The sequence below is a fragment of the Bradyrhizobium arachidis genome, from assembly GCF_024758505.1.
Lineage (GTDB): Bacteria > Pseudomonadota > Alphaproteobacteria > Rhizobiales > Xanthobacteraceae > Bradyrhizobium > Bradyrhizobium manausense_C.
Genome location: NZ_CP077970.1, coordinates 6,649,084 through 6,674,562, shown reverse-complemented (window position 1 = coordinate 6,674,562; position 25,479 = coordinate 6,649,084). Strand labels below are relative to the sequence as shown.

24 protein-coding genes and 1 pseudogene are annotated in these 25,479 nt (G+C 64.3%); 16 read left to right on the top strand and 9 right to left on the bottom strand.

All coding sequences use genetic code 11. From position 1 onward, the window contains the following. The first annotated feature begins 102 nt into the window (after window positions 1–102). From KUF59_RS30830 to KUF59_RS30820, 3 genes are all read left to right on the top strand, one after another. Window positions 103–2,307: an amylo-alpha-1,6-glucosidase gene (locus KUF59_RS30830; protein ID WP_212455948.1), complete on the top strand. Its 2,205-nt coding sequence runs from the start codon at window positions 103–105 to the stop codon at window positions 2,305–2,307. A gap of 77 nt (window positions 2,308–2,384) precedes the next feature. After that, window positions 2,385–2,900, top strand: coding sequence for a PRC-barrel domain-containing protein (locus tag KUF59_RS30825; RefSeq protein WP_212455947.1), 516 nt, complete (start codon window positions 2,385–2,387; stop codon window positions 2,898–2,900). A 33-nt stretch (window positions 2,901–2,933) separates the two neighbouring features. Then, a complete protein-coding gene (locus KUF59_RS30820) occupies window positions 2,934–4,214 on the top strand; it encodes an MFS transporter (protein WP_249139995.1) in 1,281 nt (426 codons plus the stop codon). Window positions 4,215–4,285: 71 nt separating this feature from the next. Here the strand turns inward: KUF59_RS30820 and KUF59_RS30815 are convergent, their stop codons facing one another. The 4 genes from KUF59_RS30815 to fixL form a co-directional block, all read right to left on the bottom strand. Continuing rightward, window positions 4,286–4,987 (bottom strand): helix-turn-helix domain-containing protein, encoded by a 702-nt coding sequence (locus KUF59_RS30815; protein ID WP_212455946.1) that lies wholly within the window; start codon window positions 4,985–4,987, stop codon window positions 4,286–4,288. Window positions 4,988–5,093: 106 nt separating this feature from the next. Then, on the bottom strand, window positions 5,094–5,513 hold the full coding sequence (locus tag KUF59_RS30810; protein WP_249139994.1) for a response regulator: 420 nt from the start codon (window positions 5,511–5,513) through the stop codon (window positions 5,094–5,096). 44 nt (window positions 5,514–5,557) lie between these two features. Beyond that, on the bottom strand, window positions 5,558–6,175 hold the full coding sequence (fixJ, locus tag KUF59_RS30805) for a response regulator FixJ (RefSeq protein WP_212455945.1): 618 nt from the start codon (window positions 6,173–6,175) through the stop codon (window positions 5,558–5,560). Between the two features lie 3 nt (window positions 6,176–6,178). Continuing rightward, window positions 6,179–7,687, bottom strand: a complete 1,509-nt coding sequence (gene fixL, locus KUF59_RS30800; protein ID WP_212455944.1) for a sensor protein FixL — start codon at window positions 7,685–7,687, stop codon at window positions 6,179–6,181. 216 nt (window positions 7,688–7,903) lie between these two features. Here fixL and KUF59_RS30795 point away from each other — a divergent pair, with 216 nt between their 5' ends. The 10 genes and pseudogenes from KUF59_RS30795 to ccoS all read left to right on the top strand — a co-directional run bounded on the left by KUF59_RS30795 (window position 7,904) and on the right by ccoS (window position 17,298). Beyond that, complete coding sequence (locus KUF59_RS30795; RefSeq protein ID WP_212455943.1) at window positions 7,904–8,737, top strand: universal stress protein; 834 nt, start codon at window positions 7,904–7,906, stop codon at window positions 8,735–8,737. A gap of 37 nt (window positions 8,738–8,774) precedes the next feature. Beyond that, window positions 8,775–9,200, top strand: coding sequence for a CBS domain-containing protein (locus KUF59_RS30790; RefSeq protein WP_212455942.1), 426 nt, complete (start codon window positions 8,775–8,777; stop codon window positions 9,198–9,200). 165 nt (window positions 9,201–9,365) lie between these two features. Further along, a complete protein-coding gene (ccoN, locus tag KUF59_RS30785; RefSeq protein ID WP_212455941.1) occupies window positions 9,366–11,015 on the top strand; it encodes a cytochrome-c oxidase, cbb3-type subunit I in 1,650 nt (549 codons plus the stop codon). 11 nt (window positions 11,016–11,026) lie between these two features. Then, a complete protein-coding gene (ccoO, locus tag KUF59_RS30780; protein WP_212455940.1) occupies window positions 11,027–11,761 on the top strand; it encodes a cytochrome-c oxidase, cbb3-type subunit II in 735 nt (244 codons plus the stop codon). Between the two features lie 13 nt (window positions 11,762–11,774). Next, window positions 11,775–11,939 carry a cbb3-type cytochrome oxidase subunit 3 gene (locus KUF59_RS30775; RefSeq protein WP_212455939.1) on the top strand — a complete coding sequence of 55 codons (165 nt, stop codon included), beginning with the start codon at window positions 11,775–11,777 and terminating at the stop codon, window positions 11,937–11,939. A 6-nt stretch (window positions 11,940–11,945) separates the two neighbouring features. Continuing rightward, window positions 11,946–12,818 carry a cytochrome-c oxidase, cbb3-type subunit III gene (gene ccoP, locus KUF59_RS30770; protein WP_212455938.1) on the top strand — a complete coding sequence of 291 codons (873 nt, stop codon included), beginning with the start codon at window positions 11,946–11,948 and terminating at the stop codon, window positions 12,816–12,818. Between the two features lie 106 nt (window positions 12,819–12,924). Then, a pseudogene (gene ccoG / locus KUF59_RS30765) lies at window positions 12,925–14,391 on the top strand (cytochrome c oxidase accessory protein CcoG). 66 nt (window positions 14,392–14,457) lie between these two features. After that, window positions 14,458–14,904, top strand: coding sequence for a FixH family protein (locus KUF59_RS30760; protein ID WP_249140054.1), 447 nt, complete (start codon window positions 14,458–14,460; stop codon window positions 14,902–14,904). A 25-nt stretch (window positions 14,905–14,929) separates the two neighbouring features. Next, the gene (locus KUF59_RS30755) at window positions 14,930–17,116 is read left to right on the top strand and encodes a cation-translocating P-type ATPase (protein WP_212455935.1); all 2,187 of its coding nucleotides are present in this window, start codon (window positions 14,930–14,932) and stop codon (window positions 17,114–17,116) included. After that, window positions 17,116–17,298 (top strand): cbb3-type cytochrome oxidase assembly protein CcoS, encoded by a 183-nt coding sequence (gene ccoS, locus KUF59_RS30750; RefSeq protein WP_212455934.1) that lies wholly within the window; start codon window positions 17,116–17,118, stop codon window positions 17,296–17,298. Before KUF59_RS30755 ends, ccoS begins: the two co-directional genes overlap by 1 nt. Here ccoS and KUF59_RS30745 read toward each other — a convergent pair. Further along, complete coding sequence (locus tag KUF59_RS30745; protein ID WP_212455933.1) at window positions 17,295–18,503, bottom strand: MFS transporter; 1,209 nt, start codon at window positions 18,501–18,503, stop codon at window positions 17,295–17,297. The genes ccoS and KUF59_RS30745 overlap by 4 nt on opposite strands. A 121-nt stretch (window positions 18,504–18,624) precedes the next feature. Next, the gene (locus tag KUF59_RS30740) at window positions 18,625–19,107 is read right to left on the bottom strand and encodes a cupin domain-containing protein (protein ID WP_212455932.1); all 483 of its coding nucleotides are present in this window, start codon (window positions 19,105–19,107) and stop codon (window positions 18,625–18,627) included. A gap of 262 nt (window positions 19,108–19,369) precedes the next feature. On the opposite strand from KUF59_RS30740, the gene KUF59_RS30735 reads away from it, so the two are divergent. Beyond that, window positions 19,370–20,086, top strand: coding sequence for a peroxiredoxin-like family protein (locus KUF59_RS30735; protein WP_212455931.1), 717 nt, complete (start codon window positions 19,370–19,372; stop codon window positions 20,084–20,086). Window positions 20,087–20,181: 95 nt separating this feature from the next. Here the strand turns inward: KUF59_RS30735 and KUF59_RS30730 are convergent, their stop codons facing one another. After that, complete coding sequence (locus KUF59_RS30730; protein WP_212455930.1) at window positions 20,182–20,412, bottom strand: hypothetical protein; 231 nt, start codon at window positions 20,410–20,412, stop codon at window positions 20,182–20,184. Between the two features lie 255 nt (window positions 20,413–20,667). Next, window positions 20,668–21,555 (bottom strand): LysR family transcriptional regulator, encoded by an 888-nt coding sequence (locus KUF59_RS30725; RefSeq protein WP_212455929.1) that lies wholly within the window; start codon window positions 21,553–21,555, stop codon window positions 20,668–20,670. 182 nt (window positions 21,556–21,737) lie between these two features. Here KUF59_RS30725 and KUF59_RS30720 point away from each other — a divergent pair, with 182 nt between their 5' ends. Continuing rightward, on the top strand, window positions 21,738–22,889 hold the full coding sequence (locus KUF59_RS30720; protein ID WP_212455928.1) for a patatin-like phospholipase family protein: 1,152 nt from the start codon (window positions 21,738–21,740) through the stop codon (window positions 22,887–22,889). 66 nt (window positions 22,890–22,955) lie between these two features. Next, window positions 22,956–23,894, top strand: coding sequence for an oxygenase MpaB family protein (locus KUF59_RS30715; protein ID WP_212455927.1), 939 nt, complete (start codon window positions 22,956–22,958; stop codon window positions 23,892–23,894). 24 nt (window positions 23,895–23,918) lie between these two features. Here KUF59_RS30715 and glgA read toward each other — a convergent pair whose 3' ends face one another. Then, the gene (gene glgA / locus KUF59_RS30710; RefSeq protein ID WP_249139993.1) at window positions 23,919–25,307 is read right to left on the bottom strand and encodes a glycogen synthase GlgA; all 1,389 of its coding nucleotides are present in this window, start codon (window positions 25,305–25,307) and stop codon (window positions 23,919–23,921) included. Window positions 25,308–25,479 lie beyond the last annotated feature (172 nt).

Sequence of the window (25,479 nt, the reverse complement as noted above, 5' to 3'; positions counted from 1 at the left end):
TTGGACAACGGCGCGTGATCCGGACCGGAGGGCCGCGTAGCGCAGAGTGTGCAGCGTTTTCCGAAAGATCATGTGCAAACAGCAAGCGCAGGGGATGAGCGCATGTCAGCCGAAGTCGTAACCCAGGTCGCCGTGGCCTCGCGGATCGTGGAAGTGGTCGCCGAGCAGCCGTTCTATATTCCCATGACGGGTCCCGCGGCCAGGCCGCGGCGCTCGCTCAAGCACGACGACACCTTCATCGTGCTCGACAGTCACGGCGACATCGGCGCGTCCGCCGGCGGCCCCGATGGCCTGTTCCATTGCGACACCCGCTATCTGGCGCGGCTGGAGCTCGTGCTCGACGATCTCCAGCCGTTGCTGCTCGGCTCCAATTTGCGTGACGACAACTCGGCGCTGACCGTCGATCTGACCAATCCCGACATCTACCGCGAGGGGCGCATCGTGCTGCAGAAAGATATGCTGCACATCGTGCGCACGATCTTCCTGTGGCGCGGCACCGCCTATCAGCGCATCGGCGTGCAGAACCACGGCGATCGTCCCGCCAGCTTCGACATGACGCTGCTGTTCGACAGTGATTTTGCCGATCTGTTCGAGGTGCGGGGCGAAAAACGCAAGCGTCGCGGCACCGGCTCGAGCCGGCTGAACGGACCGACCGACGTCGTGTTCGAGTATCGCGGCCTGGACGAAGCCGAGCGCGCGGCGGCGTTGCACTTTGATCCGCGCCCGAGCCGCCTGTCGGTCAACGCCGCGACCTGGCAGCTGGAGCTCGAGCCCCATCAGGCGAAATCGCTGTTCGTCGCGGTCTCCTGCAACCGGCCGCCGACGCTAAAACCCGCGCGGTTCTTCGCAGGGCTATTGGCGCATCGCCGTGAGATGCGCCAGTCGACCATGGGCGCCGCCAGCATCGAGACCTCGAACAACATCTTCAACGAGGTGCTGTGCCAGGCGATGGCCGACCTCAACATGCTGATGACGGATACGCCGCAGGGGCGCTACCCCTATGCCGGCATCCCCTGGTATTCGACCACGTTCGGCCGCGATGGCCTGATCACCGCGCTCCAGATGCTGTGGATCGACCCCCGGATCGCCAAGGGCGTGCTGCGACGGCTCGCGCATTTCCAGGCAAAGCGCAATGACGCGCTCGCCGACGCCAATCCCGGAAAGATCCTGCACGAGATGCGCGGCGGCGAGATGGCGGCGCTGCGCGAAGTGCCGTTCGCGCAATATTACGGCAGCGTGGATTCGACCGCGCTGTTCGTGCTGCTGGCCGGCCGCTATTTCGAGCGTACCGGCGACGAGGCGACGCTGACCGAGCTTTGGCCGGCGATCGAAATGGCGCTGTCCTGGATCGACGGTCCCGGCGATCCCGATGGCGACGGCTTTGTCGAATATCAACGTGCGTCCGAGCAGGGGCTTGCCAACCAGGGCTGGAAGGATTCTTACGACGCGATCTTCCACGCCGATGGCGCGCTGGCTGAAGGCTATATCGCGCTTGCGGAAGTGCAGGGTTATGTCTTCGCGGCAAAACAGTTGGCCGCACGTTGCGCGCTCCGGCTGCGCATGCCTGACAAGGCGGCGCGGCTCATGACCGAAGCTGCTGCCCTGGCCGAACGGTTCGAGCAGGCATTCTGGTGCGACGATCTCGGCTTCTATGCCCTTGCGCTCGACGGCGCCAAGCGGCCCTGCAAGGTCCGGACGTCGAATGCGGGACAATTGCTGTTCTCCGGCATGATCCGCGAAGACCGGGCGCGAAAGGTCGCGGCCGATCTGATGCGGCCGCATTTCTTCTCCGGCTGGGGCATCCGCACCGTGGCGCTCGGCGAGGTCCGCTACAACCCGATGTCTTACCATGACGGGTCGATCTGGCCGCACGACAACGCGCTGATCGCGCTGGGACTCGCCCGCTACGGGCTGAAGCATTCGGTGGCCCATGTCTTCAAGGGCCTGTTCGATGCCGCGTCCTATATGGACCTGAGGCGTTTGCCGGAACTGTTCTGCGGCTTCCGGCGCGAGAAGCGGCGCGGCCCGACGCTCTATCCGGTGGCCTGCGCGCCGCAGGCCTGGGCGAGCGCGACGCCGTTCACCTTGCTGGAAGCAGCTCTCGGCATCGAGTTCGACGTCGCCCGCAACGAGATCCGCCTGCGCAATCCGCATTTGCCGGCGTTCGTGTACGAGGTGGCGTTGCACGATTTGCGGCTCGGCGAGTCCAGCGTCGATCTCAGGGTTCGCCGCCACGGCGATGACGTGGCGCTGGAGGTGCTGCGCACGCGCGGCCAGATCCAGGTGTCGATTGTGCTGACGCGCTAGAGCATGATCCGGAAAAGTGTGTAGCGGTTTTCCGGAAAGATCATGCTCAAACAAGGTCACAGCGGGAGGAAAGCCGCATGCGTATCATCGGGCGGTTGCTGTTAAGTGCGATGATCGTCGTGGGCATCACGACGGTTGCCTTGCGTGCCGCCGACGATCCGCCGGCGGCGCAGACCGAGCCGAATGCGCCGCCACCGCCGCCGCCGCCCCAGGTGCCGGCGGTGCCGAAGGAGGCGGCGCCGCCGCCGTCGGTCACCATCATCGGTGCCAGCGACGCCCATGGGGTGCTCGGCCGTGACGTGCGGAGCACGGCCGACGAGGCCATGGGGCGTATCGTCGATGTCATCGTCGACCGCGACGGCAAGGTGCGGGCGGCGGTCATCGACTTCGGCGGCTTCCTCGGCGTCGGCAGCCGCAAGATCGTCGTCGACTGGGGCGCGCTGCACTTCGGCAGGGTCGCCAACAAGAAGGACAGCATCTCGCTCGAACTGACCAAGGCGCAGGTCGCGGCCGCGCCCGAATACAAGGAGGACACCCCCGTCGTGGTGCTTGGCGCGTCCGGCACCCTGCAACCCCTTCAGATCATGCCTTGAGGAGAGGGGAGCAGACTGGCGGTGAGTTTGTTCATGAAACCGATTCCTCCGGTGGACCATCACGGCGAACGCCGCAGCGCCCAGCCTTTGTCTTCCAAGCCGCGGGAACCGCCGACTCCGTCGCGGCAGAGCCTGCGCGGGCTCGATTGGTTCATTTTTTTCCTGGCCGACGTGCAGACCGGTTTCGGCCCTTTCATTGCGGTTTACCTGACGACGCAGAAATGGACGCAGGTCGAGATCGGCCTCGTGCTGTCGATCGGCGGCATCGTCGGGCTGATCGGCCAGATGCCGGGCGGCGCGATCATCGACGCCGCGAAATCCGAGCGGCTGGTCGCGGGCCTGGCGGTCGCGACCATCGGCTGCGTCGCGCTCGCCTATGCCGCCATGCCGATCTTTCCGGTGGTCGTGGCGGCGGCGACCCTGCATGCGGCGGCGAGCTGCGTGCTCGGACCGGCGATTGCCGCGATCAGCCTCGGCCTGGTCGGACCGCTCGCGATCGGCGAGCGGCTCGGCCGCAACGCCCGATTCGCCTCACTCGGCAACGGCGTCGCGGCCGCCGTGATGGGAACGGCCGGCTATCTGCTGTCGAGCCGCTCGGTATTCCTCGTTACCTTCCTGCTCGCAATCCCGACCCTGATCGCGCTGTCGCGCATCCGCGAGGAGGAGGTCGACATTGCGCGCAGCCATGGCGCGATGCCGCGTGAAATGGCCGACAAGGCCGATACCAATATCTGGCATCTCGTGCGGCAGCGGCCGCTGTTGATCTTCGCAGCGAGCGTGATGCTGCTGCAGCTCGCCAATGCGGCGATGCTGCCGTTGATGGCGAGCGTGGTGACGACGCGGTCGAGCCAGTGGGCCACGGTGCTGATCGCCGGCTGCATCATCGTGCCGCAGGCTATCGTCGCCCTGATGTCGCCGACGGTCGGGCGCAAGGCGCAGCAATGGGGCCGCCGGCCGCTGCTGCTGATCGGATTTGGTGCGCTTGCGATTCGCGGCCTGCTGTTCGCGACGGTGCGCGATCCTTATCTCCTGGTGCTGGTGCAGGTGTTCGACGGCATCACGGCGGCCGTGTTCGCGGTGATGATCCCGCTGATCGTGGCCGATGTGGCCTTTGGCAGCGGCCATTTCAATCTGGCGCAGGGTATCGTCGGCACCGCGACCGGCATCGGCGCGTCGCTCTCGACCGTGCTCGGCGGCTTTATCAGCGACAAGTTCGGCAGCAGCACCGCTTTTGTCGGGCTTGCCTGTGTTGCCGCGACCGGCCTGTTGCTTGTCCTGCTGGTGATGCCGGAGACCCGGCGCAAAGTGGAGTGATGGATAAAGAAAAACGGCCGGCCGAAACGGGTTCGGCCGGCCAGGCGAGGAAGGTGGCAGGTAGGAAGAAATCAGGCGTCGAGATTGTGCAGGCGCTGGCGATTGCGGAGCACGATCTGGCGGGCACCGGAGAAGCCGAGGATGCCCTGGGTGTGGAGCTGCGACAGCGCGCGCGAGACGGTTTCCAGCGTCAGCCCGAGATAGTCGCCGATGTCGCGGCGGCACATCGGCAGCGCCATCATGCCGGCAACCGCAAGGCGGCGGTCCATTTCGAGCAGGAAGGTTGCAACTCGCTCCATGGCGGTCTTGCGGCCGAGCAGGAGCATGTGGTCCTCGGCATGACGCAGCTCGTTCGCGGTCATGGCCCAGAGCTTGCGGGCAACCTGGACGTCGGTACCGGCGGCCTTCTCGAGGCTCGCGCGCTTCACCAGACGCACGCTGGTGTCGATGATGGCTTCGGCGGCGAGACGATGAGAGGGGCCGGACTCGAGGCCGAACACGTCGCCGGGAAGGTGGAAGGCGCCGATCTGGCGACGGCCGTCGGAGAGGAGCTTGTAGCTGCGCACCGCGCCGGTGACGACCTGATAGACGTACTCGGCGGGCTCGTCCTCACCGTAGATCTCCTCGTCCTTCCGGTACGAGAACTCGGTGGCGACCAGGCCGACGTGACCGGTGATCGCACCAAACTGGTCAGAGACGGGGTAGGCGGCGGGGGCGATCTTGCCGGTGACCTGCTTGTTGATCACCTCTGTGTTGAGCGACTGGGTCAGCATGTGTGCCATCTCCGTTTCTGATGGCCCATTGCTACGCGTGATTGCAGAGGTTGAAAATTAGCTCGATATCTTAGGGAGGTTTACCTACGTAGAAACCCGTAGGTCGTCAGGACCGTTGGTCGTGGATGGCGCCGCGGATCAGCTTGATCAGGTTCTCGTCGAGAAGTGGCTTCAAAATCACGTCTTTCACCCCGGCCGCCGCGGCCCGGGTCGAGATGTGCTCGTCGGGATAACCGGTGATCAGGATTACGGGCGTGCGGATGTCGGATTGCCGCAGGCGCGCGACCAGGTCGATGCCGTTGATGTCGGGCATCTTGTAGTCGACCACATAGCAGTCCGCGTCGCGGACGCCGGGGGCGTTGAGCAGCGCCGTCCCGTTCTTGAACGTCCGCACGGCAAAGCCGTCGGTTTCCAGCAGAAATCGCAGGGATCCAAGCACAGCCGCATCGTCGTCGACCACATAGACGGTGGGCTTTGCAGAGGACGCCATCGGCAGCCGCTCATGTTGCACGCAAATCGCAGTCATGCCGAATTGCTAGCACATGACGAGGGGAGGCCTCTTGACCTGCCTCAATCGCCGAGCATGCCGGCCCTCATCGCCAGCCGGACCAGCTCCGACAGGCTGTTGGCCTGCATCTTGGTCATGACATTGGCCCGGTACACCTCGATGGTGCGCGGGCTGATGTCGTATTCACGGGCGATCAGCTTGTTGGACAGGCCGGCGATCAGCCCCTCCATCACTTGGCGCTCCCGGGGGCTCAAGGAGGCGACGCGGGCAGCGATGTCCTGAGCGATCGCCTCGTTCTTGGCGACCGGCTCAGCCTGGCGGATCGCCACGTCGATCATCGCGATCAGGCGGTCGTCCTCAAACGGCTTTTCGAGGAAGTCGACTGCCCCGAGCTTCATCGCCTCGACCGCGAGCGGCACGTCGCCGTGACCGGTCATGATCAGGATCGGAAACGGGCTGCCTTGCGCCTTGATGCGCTTCAGGAGCTCGATGCCGTCGAGCCCGGGCATGCGCACGTCGGAGACGACACAGCCGAAGACGAGGCCGGGTAGCGCATCGAGAAAGCTCTGCGCGGATTCGAACAGCCGCACGCTGTAGCCGGACGAGTCCAGCAGGAAGTGCAACGAGTCCCGCATGGCCTCGTCGTCATCGATAACGTAGACATTCCCTTTGGTCGTCATCACTCAGCTCTCGTCGGCTGCTGGCAGGGTGAAGCGGAATGTCGCGCCGCCCGATGCGTTGCTCTCGGCCCACATGCGGCCGCCGTGAGCCTCGATGATCGAGCGGCTGATCGACAATCCCACGCCCATGCCGGTCTCTTTGGTTGTGAAGAAAGTCTGAAACAGATTGGGGATCACGTCGTCCTGGAAGCCCGACCCGCTGTCGGAGACCACTACTTCGATCATGTCATCCGGAATCCGGCTGTTGATCACGACGAGCTCGCGTTGCGGCGACTGCGCCATCGCCTCGAGCGCGTTGCGGAACAAATTGACCAGGACTTGCTGGACCTGGACGCGGTCGGCCAGCACGAGGTCGGCCTCCGGATTGAGATTGAAGCGGAGCTGGACGTTCTGCTCGCGCGCGCCGGCGAGACCCAGGGCGCCAGCCTCCTCGATCATCTTGGACAGGCTCTCGACCCGCTTCTCGGACTCGCCGCGCGCCACGAAGTCGCGCAGCCGCCGGATGATCTGGCCGGCGCGCACCGCCTGCTCGGCGGCGCGGTCCATGGCGCTCTCGATCTTGGCGACATTCGGATCCGCGCTGCCGGCGAGCAGCCGCCGCGAGCCATTCATGTAGTTGCTGATCGCCGCCAGCGGCTGGTTCAGCTCATGCGCCAGTGCGGACGCCATCTCGCCCATGGCGCTCAGCCGCGAGACGTGGACGAGCTCGGACTGCAATTCCTGGAGACGCGCCTGGGTCTGCTGGTGCTCGGTGAGATCGCGCACGAAACCGGTGAAATAGGGCTCGCCCCCTGACTGCATCTCGCCGATCGACAGATGCATCGGAAAGGTCGTGCCGTCGCGGCGTTTGCCGGTGACGATGCGGCCGATACCGATGATGTGCGGGTCGCGCGTCGTCCGGTAGCGGGCGATGTAGCCGTCGTGACGCGACTTGTCGGGCTCCGGCATCAGGATGCTGACGTTCTTGCCGATCGCCTCGCGCTCGGGATAGCCGAACAGCCGCTCCGCGGCCGTGCTGAAGAGCTGGATGATGCCTTGGCCGTCGATGACGATCATGGCGTCCGGAATGGTCTGCAGGATTGAGCGCAAATGGCTTTCGCGCGTGCGCAGGGCTTCTTCGACCTGCTTCTCCTCGCCGACATCGAGGAATATGCCGCTGAGATGGCGGGCTGCGCCGGCGTCGTCGCGAATCAGGCCCGCGCGGGCCCGGATCCATTGTCCGCCGCCGGATACGCGAAAGGAGATGTCGAGTCCGCCGCCGTGCTCGGCAACACGTTCGATCGCCTGCTCGAGACGCGCGCGGTCCTTCGTCTCCAGGCGGTTGAGGAAGAGGTCGTAGCTGACCGGCTGATCTCGGGCCACGCCGAACAGGGCCTTGGCCGTTTCCGACCACTCCAGCCCGCGCGTCCTGAGATCGAGGTCCCAGGTGCCGACGCCAAATCCCTCGATTCGGACCCGAAAATGCTCGCCGCGGCCATCGTCAGCCGGATGGGTCACGCGCGTCGGGCTCAAGTCGATGCTCCATCCTTCCCTGGCGGGCTCGGGTCAATTCGGTCGTCGCGATTTTCGCTCATGGGGGCGCTGGAGGCAAGTTCCGATATCTGATTCCATTGACGAATTCCCGACACGCGACCGGCGACCGGCGCGCCACGTCGCTTTGATCTATCTCATCCCGCCGCGTGGCGGCCTGCCTACAATTCCACAGGAATTCGATTGCGGAGAGACGGGATGACATACGCGACCGTGATGGTCAGCTTGGCGGTTGACCAGCCCAACGAGGCGCGCCTTCAGGTCGCGGGCGAACTCGCCGAGCGATTTGAGGCCGCAATCATCGGGGTCGCAGCCGCACAATTTGCCCCGCCATTGTATTTCACTGACGGCGCGGCAGCCCAGCGCTTGATCGACGAGGGCGAGACGTCCGTCAAGAAACGCCTTGCGGAGCTGGAGACGCAATTCCGCGGCGCCACAAGGAATCGCGGCGGCCACGTGGAATGGCGCGGCGCAATCGATTTTCCGGCGCGCCACATCCTCGAGCAGGCGCGCTGTGCCGACATCATCGTCGGCGGCGGACGCAGCCCGGCCTTCTCCGACGCGTTCGCGCTCGCAAGTTCCAAGGACCTCGTGATGCAGGCCGGCCGTCCGGTTCTTGTCGTGCCTGACGGCGTCAACTGGCTCGATCTGCGCAGCGCACTTGTGGCCTGGAAGGATACGCCGGAGGCGAGGCGGGCGGTGGCTGACGCGCTGCCGCTGCTGCGCAAGGCCAAGGAGGTGACAGTTGTCGAGATCGTGGAGCGCGACGACGATCGCTCGGCCGTGATGACTGATGTGACCGACGTCGTGGCCTGGCTCGCCCGTCAGCGGGTCACGGCGACGGCGCGGGTATCGGAAGCCGGCCAGGGGGTGACGGCCGCCGCTCAACTGGAAAAGGTCGCCGGCGATGTCGGGGCCGGCCTCATCGTCGCCGGTGCCTACGGCCATTCACGCTTCCGCGAGATGATCCTCGGCGGCGTCACGCAATATCTGATCAACCAATCCGCGCGCTGCGTGCTGCTGTCGCACTAAAGCGGGGCAGGCGGAAGAAAATCGAAGAGGATGCGCCGTGTATAGATTCCTTGAGCAGACCACCGACGGTTACATGACGCGCAACGTCAAGACGGTGGCGCGCGATCTCAACATGCTCGAGCTCAGCGAGATGTTCGAGCGCGACGACTTCAACAGCTATCCGGTCGAGGAAGACGGGCAGATCGTCGGCATCGTCACCAAGTTCGACATCCTGAGGTGCTTTGCCTTCACGCCGAGCCAGATGGTGCCGCGCTATCTCGACCTGATGAATCGCAAGGTCGGCGACGTGATGACGCCCGAATTCATCTACGTCCACCCGGACACGCGACTGACCCGCGTGCTCCAGCTCATGGTCGAGCACCGGATCAGGAGCATCATCGTGCTCGACGCGAGCCAGCGGCTGGTCGGCATTGTCGCGCGCGAGGACGTCATCACCGCGCTGAAGGCGACCGCGCGCGACTGATTCTACTTCCAAAGTCGGTACTCCGTGGTTCCACGGAGGATTTGCGCTTGCGCGCGTCGCGCCGGCGCTCGTTGTGCTGAAGCAATTCGATTGTGTTGATCTTGATCAATTTAATGCGAGATCGAATGTGGTTTCTGGCCTCGTGTTCTTTCAGAGAGAATCCGCATGAGCCAGCCCTCCATGTCCAAGTCAATGACCGTCGGTGAAAGCGGCCTTGCGGCGTTGTTCGCGGTCACCGCCTTCCTGTGCGTGATCGCTGCAGCCAAGGCGCTCGACGCGCCCTTCGCGTTCCACGCCGCGCTGAGCGCCGCGGCAAGCGTTGCCGTGGTGTTCGGCATCATCAATCGCTATTTCGAGCGTCCGGCGGCACTGCCGCCGGAGGAGATCAACGGCCGGCCCAACTACAATATGGGGCCGATCAAGTTCTCGTCCGTCATGGCGATGTTCTGGGGTATCGCCGGCTTCCTGGTCGGCCTGATCATCGCCTCGCAGCTTGCATGGCCGGCGCTGAATTTCGATCTGCCCTGGATCAGCTTCGGCCGCCTGCGGCCGTTACATACGTCGGCGGTGATCTTCGCCTTCGGCGGCAACGTGCTGATCGCCTCCTCGTTCTACGTGGTGCAGAAATCGTGTCGCGCCCGTCTCGCGGGCGAACTCGCGCCCTGGTTCGTGGTCATCGGCTACAACTACTTCATCCTGATGGCCGGCACCGGTTATCTGCTCGGAGTGACCCAGTCGAAGGAATATGCCGAGCCGGAATGGTATTCGGACCTCTGGCTGACCATCGTCTGGGTGGTCTACCTGCTCGTCTTCCTCGTCACGATCATCAAGCGCAAGGAACCGCACATCTTCGTGGCGAACTGGTTCTATCTGGCCTTCATCGTCACGATCGCGGTCCTGCACCTCGGCAACAATCCGGCACTCCCCGTCTCCGTGTTCGGCTCAAAATCCTACATCGCATGGGGCGGCGTCCAGGATGCGATGTTCCAGTGGTGGTACGGCCACAATGCGGTCGGCTTCTTCCTGACCGCCGGCTTCCTTGCCATCATGTACTACTTCATCCCCAAGCGCGCCGAGCGGCCGATCTACTCCTACCGCCTCTCGATCATCCACTTCTGGGCGCTGATCTTCCTCTACATCTGGGCCGGTCCGCACCACCTGCATTACACCGCGCTGCCGGACTGGACGCAGACGCTGGGCATGACTTTCTCGATCATGCTGTGGATGCCCTCATGGGGCGGCATGATCAACGGTCTGATGACGCTGTCGGGCGCCTGGGACAAGCTGCGCACCGATCCCGTGCTGCGCATGCTCGTGGTTTCCGTCGCCTTCTACGGCATGTCGACCTTCGAAGGTCCGATGATGTCGATCAAGGTCGTCAACTCGCTCAGCCACTACACCGACTGGACCATCGGCCACGTGCACTCCGGCGCGCTCGGCTGGGTCGGCTTCGTCTCCTTCGGCGCGCTGTACTGCCTGGTGCCGTGGATCTGGAACCGCAAGGGCCTCTACAGCCTCAAGCTCGTCAACTGGCACTTCTGGATCGCCACGCTCGGCATCGTTCTCTACATCTCAGCGATGTGGGTGTCCGGAATCCTGCAGGGCCTGATGTGGCGTGCCTACACCTCGCTCGGCTTCCTCGAATATTCCTTCATCGAGACCGTCGAGGCGATGCATCCCTTCTACATCATCCGTGCAGCCGGCGGCGGACTGTTCCTGATCGGCTCGCTGATCATGGCCTACAATCTCTGGATGACGGTTCGCGCAGGCGAATCGGAAGTCCAGGCGCCCGTCGCTCTTCAGCCGGCGGAATGAGGAGTTCAACAATGTCGTTCTGGGCACGTCACCAAATCTTCGAGAAGAACTCGATCATCCTGATCGTCGGCATCCTGCTGGTGATCGCGATCGGTGGTCTCGTCGAGATCACGCCGCTGTTCTACCTGAAGAGCACGATCGAGGTCGTCGATGGCGTCAGGCCCTACACGCCGCTCGAGCTCGCGGGCCGCAACATCTACGTCCGCGAGGGCTGCTATCTCTGCCACTCGCAGATGATCCGCCCGCTGCGCGACGAGGTCGAGCGTTACGGCCATTTCTCGCTCGCCGCCGAGAGCATGTACGACCATCCGTTCCAGTGGGGCTCGAAGCGGACCGGACCGGATCTTGCCCGTGTCGGCGCCAAATATTCCGACGACTGGCACGTCACCCACATGACCAATCCGCGCGCCATCGTTCCGCAGTCGGTGATGCCGGGCTATCCGTTCCTCAAGGAAACCGAGGTCGATCCGGCTACGATCGCCGACCACATGCGGACGCTGAAGGCCGTCGGGACGCCCTACACCGACGACCAGATCGCCAATGCGGCCGCCGACATGAAGGCCCAGGCCGATCCGGACAACGCCGGAACCGACGCATTCACCAAGCGCTACGCCAAGGCGTCGGTGCGCAACTTCGACGGCAAGCCGGGCATTCCGACCGAGATGGACGCGCTGATCGCCTACTTGCAGATGCTCGGCACGCTGGTCGACTTCAAGCTCTACAACGAGAAAGCCAATCTTCGCTGAGAAGGCATCACCGATGAAAGCTATCCTGACAGTCCACAATTTTGCGTCCGACCTCGTGACGACCATCTGGACGCCGGCCTTCGTCGCGATCTTCCTCGCGATCATCGCCTACGCATTATGGCCCCGCAACAAGGCCGCTTTCGACGAAGCGGCGCGCCTGCCGCTGCGGGAGGAGTAAGAGATCATGACCGATCATAGCGAAGTCGATACCGTCACCGGCAAGTCTACGACCGGACACGAATGGGACGGCATCAAGGAGCTCAACACGCCGCTGCCGCGCTGGTGGGTGATCAGCTTCTACCTCACCATCATCTGGTCGATCGGCTACTGGATCGTCTATCCGGCCTGGCCGCTGATCTCCGGCTATACGTCCGGCGTGCTCGGCTATTCGACACGCGCCAGTCTCGCCGTGGAACTCGCCAATCTCGAAAAGGCCCGCGGCGAGAAGATGGCAACGCTGGCGGTGGCCTCGCTTGCCGATATCGAGAAGGACCCGGCACTGCTTGCACTGGCGCGCGCCAAGGGCAGGACCGTGTTCGGCGACAATTGCGCGCCGTGCCATGGCAGCGGAGCATCCGGCTCGAAGGGCTTCCCCAATCTGAACGACGACGACTGGCTGTGGGGCGGAACCCTCGACCAGATCATGCAGACCATCCAGTACGGCGTGCGGTCCGGTCACTCCAAGACCCATGAAGGCCAGATGCTCGCTTTCGGCAAGGACGGCGTGCTCAAGGCCGACGAGATCGTGACGGTCGCCAACCACGTCCGGTCGCTGGCGGGGCTGTCGACGCGGCAGGGCTTTGACGCGGCCAAGGGCGAAAAACTCTTTGCCGACAATTGCGTGTCCTGTCACGGCGAGGGCGGCAAGGGCAACCAGGAGATGGGCGCCCCCAACCTGACCGACAAGATCTGGCTCTACGGCTCCGACGAATCCGCTCTGGTCGAGACCATCAGCAACGGCCGCTCCGGCGTCATGCCCGCCTGGGAAGGCCGGCTCGACCCCGCCACCATCAAGGCGATGGCGGTCTACGTCCACTCGCTGGGCGGTGGAAAGTAGCCAAGCGGCCGTCAAACGAGGGCAGGGGAACCTGCCCTCGCTTGAGCTGGATCAATCGGCCGTTCCGAGTTGGCTCTAGGTTCGGTCACGCGCAACGGATCCAGCGATGAACAAGACCGTGAACCCCACCGACCTCAAACTGGACGACGACTACGGGCCACTCTATGTGGCCCAGAAGAAGGTCTACCCGCAGAGCGTCTCGGGCACTTTCCGTCGCATCAAATGGGGGCTGATGGCGTTCTGCCTCGGCGTCTATTATTTCCTGCCCTTCGTCCGCTGGAATCGCGGCCTCGGCGCCCCGAACCAGGCAGTGCTGATCGACCTCCCCAACAGCCGCTTCTATTTCTTCTTCATCGAGCTGTGGCCGCAGGAGGTCTACTATTTCACGGGCCTCTTGATCGTTGCCGCGATCGCGCTGTTCCTGATGAACTCCATCGGCGGCCGCATCTGGTGCGGTTATCTCTGTCCGCAGACCGTATGGACCGACCTGTTCTACGCCGTCGAGCGTCTGATCGAAGGCGACCGGCGCGAGCGCATGAAGAAGGACAAGTCGTCCGACCCGATGAAGCTCGAGCGCATCTCCGAGATCGTGCTCAAGCATTCGATCTGGCTCCTGATCGCCTGGTGGACCGGCGGCGCGTGGGTGCTCTATTTCAACGATGCGCCGACGCTGGTGAAGGAGCTCGTCACGTTCCAGGCGCCCATGATCGCCTATATCTGGATCTGCATTCTCACCGCCACCACTTATCTGCTCGCCGGCTTCATGCGCGAGCAGGTCTGCACCTATACGTGCCCGTGGACGCGCATCCAGGCCGCGCTCACCGACGAATGGGCGCTCAACGTCACCTAGCGCTACGATCGCGGCGAGAAGCGCACCTCGGTCAAGAAGGCGGCCGAGCTGCGGGCGCTCGGCGAGCATGTCGGCGACTGCATCGATTGCTACCAGTGCGTCGCCGTCTGCCCGACCGGCATCGACATCCGCGACGGCGCGCAGATGGGCTGCATCCAGTGCGGCCTGTGCATCGACGCCTGCGACAACGTGATGACCAAGATCGGCCGGCCGACCCGGCTGATCGGCTATGACAACGACATCAACATCGAGCGTCGGCAGGCCGGCAAGGAGCCGATCTACCGCATCGTCCGTGCCCGTACGGTCGCCTACAGCGCGCTGATTGCGGTCGTGGGCGGGATCATGCTGTACACGCTGGCAACGCGCAGCCTGCTCGACGTGAATGTGCTGCACGACCGCAATCCGATCGCGGTCAAGCTCAGCGACGGCTCGATCCGCAACGCCTACACCGTCCGCCTGCTCAACAAGAGCGGTTTTGACCGCGTCATCGCGATCGACGTCGACGGCCCCGTGAACGCGACGGTCCACGTCGTCGGCGTCGATTCGGTGACGCCCAACCGGCCCATGATCGTGATCGGCCGCGACCAGACCAGCGAGTTGCGGTTGCTCGTGACGGCGCCGGCCGAGCTCAATCCGGAGAAGTCGATCCCGGTTCGCTTCCACGTCACCGACATCGGGCTCGGCGAGGTCGCTTCCGCCACCGACAATTTTGTCGCGCCGTGAGACATCAAGGAGTTTGCCATGGCAACCGCTGCACAGAAGCCGCTGACCGGCGCCAAGGTGTTTTTGATGCTGGTGGCCTTCTTCGGCCTCGTGATTGGCGTCAACGTCACCATGATGAAGCTCGCCATCGCGACGCTTCCCGGCACCGAGGTCGACAGCGCCTATAGTGCCAGCCTTGCCTATGAGAAGGAGATCATGGCGGCGCGCGAGCAGGCGGCGCGCAAATGGCAGGTCGAGGCGCGCATCCAGCGTCAGGGCGACGGCGGTGCCGTCGTCCAGCTCGAAGCGCGCGACGCCAACGGGCGGCCAATGACCGGCCTGACCTTCAAGGGAACGCTGGAGCGGCCGATCGACAAGCGTGCCGACCTGCCTGTGGAGCTTTCGGAGGTCGGCATTGGCATCTATCGCGGCAGCGCCAGCGCGGTCGCGCCCGGTCAGTGGGATCTCGTGATCGAAGCCGATGCGCGCGGGCAGCGCATGTTCCAGTCGCGTAACCGTGTGATCCTGAACTGAGGTCCAAGTCACTGAGGTTCATGTCATGCAGGTCACGCGGGATTTTTCACACTACGTCAAGGCGGCAGGTCCAGGCCTGCAACACATCGATCTTGCGGTCGAGGGCGTTCACTGCGCCGGCTGCATGGCGAAGATCGAACGCGGCCTGTCGGCCATGCCTGATGTCACGCTGGCGCGGGTCAATCTGACCAATCGCCGAGTCGCACTGGAATGGAAAGAGGGCACGCTCGATCCTATCAGCTTCATCGATCGCCTCGCCGAGCTCGGCTACAAGGCCTATCCGTTCGAGACGGCGAGTGCGGAGGCAACCGAGGTCGAGGAATCGCGCTTCCTCTTGCGCTGTCTCGGAGTTGCTGCCTTCGCCACTATGAATGTGATGATGCTGTCGATCCCGGTGTGGTCGGGCAACGTCTCGGACATGCTGCCCGAGCAGCGCGATTTCTTCCACTGGCTGTCGGCGCTGATCGCGCTGCCGGCGGCGGCCTATGCCGGCCAGCCCTTCTTCCGCTCCGCCTGGCGCGCGTTGTCGAACAAGACCACCAACATGGACGTGCCGATCTCGATCGGCGTGATCCTGGCGCTCGGCATGTCCGTGGTCGAGACCATCCACCACGCCGAGCACGCCTATTTCGACGCCGCAATCATGCTGCTGACGTTCCTCCTGGTCGGTCGCTTCCTCGACCAGAACATGCGGCGGCGGACTCGCGCGGTTGCCGGCAACCTCGCGGCGCTGAAGGCCGAGACGGCGGCAAAATTCGTCCGCCCTGACGAGGTCTCGCAGGTGCCGGTCGGAGCGATCCATCCCGGCGACATCGTGCTGCTGCGGCCGGGCGAGCGCTGCGCCGTCGACGGCACGGTGATCGAGGGGCGGTCCGAGATCGACCAGAGCCTGATCACCGGCGAGACTCTCTACGTCACGGCCGAACAGGGCACGCCGGTCTACGCCGGTTCGATGAATGTATCGGGCACACTGCGGGTGCGGGTATCGGCGGCCTCCGAGGCCACGCTGCTCGCCGAGATCACGCGCCTGCTCGACAACGCATTGCAGGCGCGTTCGCGCTATATGCGGCTCGCCGACCGCGCGTCGCGGCTTTATGCGCCGGTTGTGCATGCCGCAGCTCTCCTCACCGTTCTCGGCTGGGTGTTTTGGGGCGCGAGCTGGCACGATGCGATCGTCACTGGCGTCGCCGTGCTCATCATCACCTGTCCCTGCGCGCTCGGGCTCGCGATCCCGACGGTGCAGACCGTCGCCTCTGGGGCGATGTTCAAGTCAGGCGTGCTGCTCAACTCCGGCGATGCCATCGAGCGGCTGGCGGAGGCCGACCACGTCATCTTCGACAAGACGGGGACGCTGACGCTGCCCGACCTCGAAGTGGTCAACGCGTCGGGGATTCCTGCCGATATCTTCAAGCTCGCGGGACAGCTTGCGCTGTCGAGCCATCATCCGGTGGCGGCCGCAGTCGCGCTAGCCGCCGGCGCGAAATCGCCGATCCTCAGTGCGGTCGAGGAGGCCGGGCAGGGCGTGCGTGCGACGGTCGACGGTGTCGAGATTCGCTTGGGGAGGCCATCCTTCTGCGGCGCGGAGCACTTGGTCATGGATGCCGAGCTCGACCCTGAGGCCTCCGTCGTGGCCTTCAGCAAGGGCGCCGAAAGATTTGTCATTTCCGTGCGTCAGGGCCTGCGTCCGGACGCAAAGGCTGTCATCGCTGCCTTGCAGGCCCGCAAGATCGGCGTCGAGATCCTGTCCGGCGATCGCGAGGCGGCGGTGACGGCGGCCGCTCGCGCGCTCGGCATCGTGGAATGGCGCGCCGGTGTCACGCCCGCCGACAAGATCGCGCGGATCGAAGAGCTGAAGGCGCGGGGCATGAAGGTGCTCATGGTCGGGGACGGCATGAACGATGCGCCCTCACTCGCTGCCGCGCACGTCTCGATGTCGCCGATCTCGGCCGCGCATTTGAGCCAGGCGACCGCCGATCTCGTCTTCCTCGGCAAGCCTCTGGCCCCGGTCGTGGTCGCGATCGATTTCTCGCGCAAGGCGCTGCATCTGATGCGGCAGAATCTGTGGCTGGCGATCGGCTATAATTTCCTCGCCGTGCCGATCGCGATCAGTGGTATCGTCACCCCGCTGATTGCGGCGGCCGCGATGAGCGGCTCGTCCATCCTGGTCATGTTGAACGCGCTGCGGGCGCGCAATGCCGCGCGGAGGATCTGATGGAAATCCTGGTCATCCTGGTTCCGCTGGCGCTGGCCTTGGGGCTCACCGGCCTCGCCGCCTTCCTCTGGTCGCTCCGGAGCGGCCAGTATGACGATCTCGACGGCGCCGCCTGGCGGGCGATTGCAGACGACGAGCCGCCGCCGGAGAGGAAAGCCGACCTCGCGCAGGCCAAGCGCTAGCGCATATCTCGCAGGCTGAACGTCAGCCACGCGGCGGCCGCGAGCGCCGCGCCAACGCCGGCAACGCACGCCGTCCATCCGAAGGCGTCGAAGAGACGGCCGAGCACGGCCGTGCCGACCAGCCCGCCGCAGAAATAACAGGCGAGGTAGGTGCCGCTGGCGACGCCGCGGTTCTCCGCCGCAGCCTGTCCGACGAAGCCGGTCGCGGCAGCCTGCGCGAAGAAGGTGCCGACGCCGACCAGGACCATACCGGTCAGCACTTCCGCCAGATGCGAGCTCAGCATCAGCGGCAGGCCGAAGGCTGCAACAGTGAGCGCGCCCCAAATCGTCGGCCGTGTTCCGATGCGCGCGGCGACCTTGCCGGCGAACAGGGTGGTGACGACCGAAGGCAGGAAGACGAAATAGACCAGGCCAAGGTCCATCACGCCCAGCGACAGCGGGGGCCGCACCAGCACGAAATTGACGAAGGTGAAGGTGCCGATGAAAGCGAACAGGATGCAGAAGCCGATCCCGAAAGCGGCGCGCAGCCGGGGATTGCGCCAATGCGCGCGCATGGCGTCGAGCGGAGACGCCGTGAGCGTCATGGCATGCATCGGCTGGACACGATGGATGGTGAAATAGACCAGCACCGCGCCGGCGAGATTGAGCGCTGCGAAGAAGTAGAAATTCCAGGACAGTCCAAGACTGTCGGCGACGGCGGCCGAGATCAGCCGTCCGATCAGATTGCTGGCGACGTTGCCGGTGATATAGGCGGCAAAGGCGCCGCCGGCGTCCATTGCGCTGCACTGCTCGCCGAGATGGGCGAGCGTCAGCGCAAAGGCCGACGCCATGCACAGGCCTTGCGCGATGCGCAGGCCCGTGAAGACGGCGAGGTTGGGCGCCACCGCGAGCAGGCTCGTCGGAATCGCAAGCAGCGTGAGGCTGAGCAATATTCCGAGGCGTCGATCGATGCGCGGGCTGAAGAAGCCGACCACGAGCCCCGATATCGCCATGCCAAACGTGCTGGCATTGACCGCAACGCCCATCGCCGCCGGGCTCACGCCGTAATGGCGGGTCAGCGACGGGAGGATCGCCTGCGTCGCGAACAGGTCGACGACGGTCAGGAACGCGGTCAGCCCGATCACGAGTGAACGGAGGACGACACCGGGCGAGTGTTCGTGCATCGCCATCTCGGACGGCTTCATGGGTGCAGACAGATCGGTCATGGGACGGCTCCACGCTTGTTGTCATTCCGGGGCGGTGCGTTAGCAGCGAACCCGGAATCTCGAGATTCCGGGTTCGCTTCGCGCCCCGGAATGACGGGGCTGAGATTGGTGGCTGCACTCGTCACATGTTGTGGTCGTGCGGATCCTTGCGGACGTCGCCGACATAGAGGATCACGGTCTCCTTGCCGAGGTTCTTCCACCAGTGCGAGGTGCCGAACACTTCGGGCCTGAGATCGCCGGCCTTGTGCACGATCGGATCGACGCAGTTGGAGGCGTATTCGACGATCTCGCCCTGCTGCACAAAGATCAGCGCCGGCCGGTCGTCATGGCTATGCCAGGGCACGATGCCGCCGGGCTCGATGGTCAGCTTGCGGAAGCGCAGCTCGCGATCCCTGATGTTGGCCGGCTGCTTTTCGAGGTTGATGGAGCCGAGCGTGACGTCGGTAACGCCGACCGGCTTGGTGTCGACCATCTGGCGCGCGTTCGGCTTCATCTTGTCGGCCGGGCATTCGCCGGCAAGGGCTGGCTGCGCGGTGAGCGCGATGGCCCCGGCGAGAGCAAGGCTGGGCCAGATTGCGCGCGAGAGTTTGGAGTTCGTGGGCATGGACTAATCTCCTCTGTTGGCCGCGACCTCGCGGGTCGCCGGCTATGAGATCAGCCTGATTGAAATGGCCCCTGCAATGAAATGCCGTCTCGCTCTCGACGTGATAGCCTCGTGCTATCGCGCCGGCGATAGGCCATGGCTATCGAACCGATTGTGGATCGGCATTTCCGCTTCCGGACGATCTGTCGTCGGATGGCAGGGTCCCCCTTGCAGGGCGGCCTGAATGTCAAAATAATGCGAACTCTTGTTGGCGGAGCGGAAGATGACGTCCCTATCACCAGCCGATGCTGAGCGGCTCAAGCTTGCCTTTCAGCGCTGCCGCGACATGGAGGGCCCGCTGAACGAACAGCTCCGTGCCTATGCGGACGCGGGCCGCGAGATCTTTCCAGCCTATGGCGATGCGGTCGATCGCCTGGTGGAGCGGCTGGGCCAGAACGGCGGCGGCGAGAATGCGCCGCGTCCGGGCGAGGTCATGCCGCCCTTTGTGCTGCCCGACGATCGCGGGCACCTGGTCGCGCTGCCCTCGCTGCTGAAGCGCGGACCGGTCGCGGTGATGTTCTTTCGCGGGCACTGGTGTCCTTACTGCCGGTTGAACGTCCGCGCGGTGATCCAGGCGCAGGACCGGATCAATGCGGTGGGCGCACAGATCGTCGCGATCATGCCGGAGACGCAGGAATACACCGAGAAGTTCAGGGACGATTCGGGCGCGTCGTTTCCGGTGCTGACCGATCTCGACAACGGCTATGCGCTGTCACTCAATCTGGCGATCTGGCTCGGCGCCGAGATCCAGCAGTTGTTGTCCTATCAGGACATGGCAAAGTTTCACGGCAACGACGGCTGGATGCTGCCGATACCGGCCGTGTTCGTCGTCGGCCGCGACGGCCTCGTCAAGGCCCGCTTCGTCGATCCTGATTTCCGCAAGCGCATGGAGATCGATCACCTGCTCGAGGCGCTGGAGAGCGCGAGCAGGGAGAATTAGCTCTGCATGATATCGACGGCGCCGATGCATTTCCGTCTGCCCTTCTTGCGCGAGAAGGGGCCGAGCGCCGCCAAATCGTCTTACATTGCCGCGTCTTACGCCCTGCTCCTGATCTCATAGTGTCCCGGCACGCATTTGTAGCGATCGACGCGCCAGTTCGCGTGGTAGATCGGATGCTCGCTCACCCACTTTGCGAGGGGCGCTTGCGCACCTTTCATGCACTGCTGAAACGTGATCTCCGGCGTCATGTTGCTGTCGGTGACAATTTCCTCGACGCAACCAGCTGCCGCGAGATGGCAGAGAATAGCAACGACGGTTACGAACATGCATCGCCTCTCTTGTGGTTCCGTGGCCCGATTGCACACGAACCGCATCATATCGGTGCCTGTCGACGTGTCATCGTACTTTGGTCCCATTGCCTGCGTTTTGGTCACCGCAGTTTTTTCGAACGCCACGCGTCGTCGAACAGGGGACCACCCGTGGCCACTCGGGATCTGCTTAGAGATTGTCGTCGCAAGGTGGCGCGAAGCGACGGATGAGGCATCCGCAAGTTCGATCGGCGCGTCTCACTCGCGACGCCGCTAGCCCGCAATTTCCCGCCAATCCGCGCCGCGCAGCATGCGCATCACTGCGTTGGCGACTGCGGTGCGCTGGCGGCCGGCGACGCCGTAGAGGTTGACGGTGCGGCGGGCGTCCAGCCCTGCGACGGCGGTTCGCTTCACGCCATCCGGCATCGGCGAGGTGTGCGGCACCATCGCGACGCCGATGTCGGCCTCCACCAGCTCGATGAGGTCGCGCTCCGAAGAAATCTCATGGCTGTGGTCGACGTCGATGCCGTGCTCACGCAGATTCGCCGAGATGCGCTCGGCATGCTCGCAGTAGCCGCGGCTCAGGAATTGCTCCGCACGCAGGTCATCGAACTCGATCGTGTCATGCCCTGAGAGCCGATGGCTCTTGCTGACCACGAGCTCAAAGCCCTCAGTGAACAGCGGCCAGACGTCGAGCCGCTCCCAGGCCTCGTCGATCTCGGCGGCAATGCCGAGCTCGGCCTCGCCCTTCTTCAGATATTCGGCGACCTCGCGGCTGGTGCCGCGCAGGAAACGGAATTCGAGCCGGTTGAACTGCCGCCGGATCTGGTTGAGATGGGGAATCAGCAGCGCAAGATCGATCGCGTGCGTTAGCGCAATGCGCAGCGCGCCGATCTCGCCGCTTCTGAAGGAGGAGGCGAGCGAGCGCGCACCGGCGGCGGCCTCATAGCACTGCTTTAGCAGCGGATGCATGCGCTGGCCGAGCTCGGTCAGTTGCGCGGCCGGCCGCTCGCGGCGAAACAGGTCGCCGCCAAGCTCCGCCTCGAGCTGCTTGATCGCCCGCGTCAGCGAGGGCTGCGTCACGTTACATTCCTCGGCGGCGCGGGTGAAGTTGAGGAGTTGCGCGACCGCAAGGAAGTAGCGGACCTGGTGCATTTCCATGGATCGGCTCCCGGCAGGATTGGCCGGAACCTAGCCGATCGGGGCGGGGAATGACATCCCGACCGCAATAGCGGGCGCGTATCGTTTCGGAAGCCAGCCGGCATTTCCGTTCGGACGGGCCATTGCTCAGAGTTGGCGAAACCCCAGGGTTCGGGAAAAGACAGGCTCGACGGGAGCGAGACATGAACGGCATGCAGGGCAATACGCAAAAGATCAGGTCAAAAGACCTGCCGGGCCAGGTCGTGCTGGTGCTGCAGGGCGGCGGCGCGCTCGGCTCCTACCAGGCCGGCGTCTACCAGGCGCTGCACGAAGCCGGCATCGAGCCGGACTGGATCATCGGAACCTCGATCGGCGCCATCAATGCGAGCCTGATCGCGGGCAACGAGCCGCGGGACCGGCTCGCGCGCCTGAGAGAGTTTTGGAAACGGATGGAGCAGAATCCGATCTGGGACTTGCGCACCGCATTTCCCGGCTTCAACGAAAAACTCAGCTATTGGTCGACTGTCACCAACGGCATTCCCGGCTTCTTCAGGCCCAACCCGCTGGCGCATGCCGGCGATTCCTTTCCGCTCGGCGCCGATCACGCGGGCTTCTATTCCACTGCGCCGCTAGAGAAAACGCTGAACGAGCTCGTCGACTTCAACCTCGTCAATCGCTGCACGCCGCGGCTCACCGTCGGCGCCGCGCATGTGCGCACCAGCCAGATGCGCTATTTCGACAGTCGCGACGGCGAATTGACGGTGAAGCACGTCATGGCTTCCGGCGCGCTGCCGCCGGCGTTTCCGGCCGTGCGTATCGACGGCGAGCTTTATTGGGACGGCGGCATTCTCTCCAACACGCCGACCGAGGCGGTGTTCGATGACAATCCGCGTAAGAATTCGCTGATCTTCGCCGTGCATCTCTGGAATCCCGTCGGCAGCGAACCGACCACGATGGCGGAGGTGCTGAACCGCCACAAGGACGTGCAGTATTCCAGCCGCATCGCGAGCCAGATCGCGCGCCAGCAGCAGGCGCATCGCCTGCGTCACGTCATCAACCAGTTGGCGGCACGGCTTCCCGAGAGCGAGCGGAGCAATCCGGCGGTGCGCGAGTTGATGAGCTATGGCTGCCCGACGCGCATGCATGTGGTGCGGCTGCTTGCTCCGCAGCTCGACCGCGAGACCCACACCAAGGATATCGACTTCAGCCCCTCCGGCATCATGCGGCGCTGGGACGCCGGCTACGCCCACACCCGGTCCGTGCTGGCACGCAAGCCGTGGGAAGGCGAGTTCGACCCGCTCTCCGGCGTGGTGCTGCACGATAATCCTGATATCCTGCCAGTCGCAGCGGAGTAGCGCGGCGGAGTCCAGCATCGGCTCATCCGCGGGATCTTCGCAATTGGCCCAAGCGGATGTTGTAAAGTGATTTCCGAGAATGACCTGGAGACTGCACTCGATCATATTAGGAGCAAGGCAGCTGGATCGACGGCGGGTATTTTTGGACCGACCTCGCTGACCTGGCGAATTGACCGAGAGGCCGTGATTTTTCTCGGAGCCGGCCGCGCGCTGCTGCTTCAACTGGCGCATCCGTGGGTCGCTACGGCCATCGCCGAGCACTCCAGGACGCTCGCTGATCCGATCGGTCGCTTCCATCGAACCTTCGACGTCATGTTTACGATGGTATTCGGCTCGCTCGATCAGGCGCTGACGGCTTCCCGCAAGCTGCATCGGCGTCACGCCACGATCGTCGGCCGCTTGCCGGACGCCATCGGGTCGTTTGAAGCGAATTCGCGCTATTGTGCCAACGAAGCCGCGGCGCTGCGTTGGGTTCACGCCACTCTCGTCGAGAGCGCGGCGATGGCGCACGATCTCGTCTTTCCGCCGCTCTCGACCGACGATCGCGAGCGATACTGGGCCGAATCCCGGCTTTTTGCAGCAATGTTCGGGCTGACCCCGGGCGACCTGCCGGCGGATTGGCAATCATTTCGCGCGTACACTGAAGCCATGGTCCGCTCGGATGTTTTGACCGTCGGCACCGCGGCGCGCGAGGTGTCTGGACAAATTCTCGGGGGCGTCGGACGGCCCTGGCTGCGTCCGCCCAAATGGTACCAGGCGCTGACGGCCCGGATGTTGCCGAAGCAACTGGTCGCGGGTTTTGGGTTGGATTGTGACGAAGCCGACGACAGAGCGGCGGACCGCGCGCTCACATGGATACGACGCGTGTATCCCCGATTGCCTGATCGGCTGCGTTATGTCGGTCCCTATCAGGAAGCGCAGGCGCGACTCCAGGGCAGGCCGCAGCCCGGCTGGATGACGCGATGTCTCAACAAGGCCTGGATCGGACGGTCTTCGATTGGATGACCCGTCGTGACGGGCTCAGCCGCCTCACGCCGACGCGATTTTCCGATACAGTGCGCTGTAGCAGGACGCTGAAATGGTCCAGCTGAACGACCGCGCCATGGCGCTGCGGCGCATCGAGTCGAGGCGGTCCTGTGCGATGAAGGTCGAGAATGCGCGGCGGATGCCGCCGAGCAGCGAGTCCCGCGACGGCTGGGTGAACAGGAAGCCGGTCTCGCCGTCGGTGATGGTTTCGGCCAATCCGCCGGTCTGATGGCCGATCGGCAGCGAGCCGAACCGCTGCGCATACATCTGGCTCAACCCGCACGGCTCGAAGCGCGACGGCATCAGCGTAAAATCGCTGCCCGCGAAGATGCGCCGCGCCTGGGCCTCGTTGAAGCCGATCGCAACGCCGATGGCATCCGGCCGCCTGCGATGCGCGTCGATCAGCGCCTGCTCCAGCGCCGGCTCGCCGGAGCCGGTGACCACGATCTGTCCGCCAGCGTCCAGAATCTCGTCGGCCGCCGACAGGACAAGATCGATGCCCTTTTGATGCACGAGGCGGGCGACGATGCCGAATATCGGCCCGCGTGACACTGCGAGCCCGAACTGCTTGCGCACATAATCGGCGTTCGCGCGCTTGCCGACCCAATCGCCGGCGCCAAACTGTTGCGCGAGCTGTGCGCAGGAACGCGGATCCCAGCTCTCGTCGATGCCGTTCAAGATGCCGGTGAGCTCGGATGCGTCGGAGCGCACGCGCAACAGGCCTTCGAGGCCGCAGCCGAATTCCTCCGTGGTGATCTCGCGGGCATAGGTGCCGCTGACGGTGGTGAGATGCGAGGCATAGACCAGCCCGGCCTTGAGGAAGGAGAGCTGGTCGTAGAACTCGGTCCCGTCTATGTGGAATGAGCTCTCCGGTGCGCCGATCCGCCGTAGCGACTCCTTCGGGAAGAGGCCCTGATAGGCGAGATTGTGGATGGTCAGGATCGACGGCAACTTTGCGCCGCGCCAGGCGAGGTAGGCCGGCACGAGCGAAGCCTGCCAGTCATTGGCATGGATCAGGTCTGCTGCCCAATTTTTGTCCAGGCTGCCCATGGCAAGCTCGGCAGCCGCTGACGCAAAGCGCGCGAAGCGGATGTCGTTGTCGGGCCAGTCGCGTCCGGACTCGTCGCCATAGGGATTGCCGGGACGGTCGTAGAGCTGCGAGCACAGCAGCACATAGACCGGCAGGCCGTCGCGGGTGGCGGCCCGGCCCAGTGTGCAGGCCGGCATCTCCGCGAATGCCGGACAGCGGCCAACGATTTGAAGATGCGTGAGTTGTTCGATGATGTCGCGATAGCCGGGCAACATGATCCGGATATCGGCGAAGGGACGGAGCGCGCGGGGAAGCGCAGCAGAAACGGCGCCTAGTCCGCCCACGCGGACAAAGTCGTCCATTTCCGTCGTGACAAATAAGACCCTCAAGAACGGCCGCCCTCTGCCGAGCCCGATTGCTGCTATGCAAGATCGGGTCCAGTTGCCTGCGAATTCCAAGACACCGATTCCAAGACACCGATTTCAAGGCATCCAATTCCAAGGCATGCAATTCCAAGCCATCCCTGCGGACGCT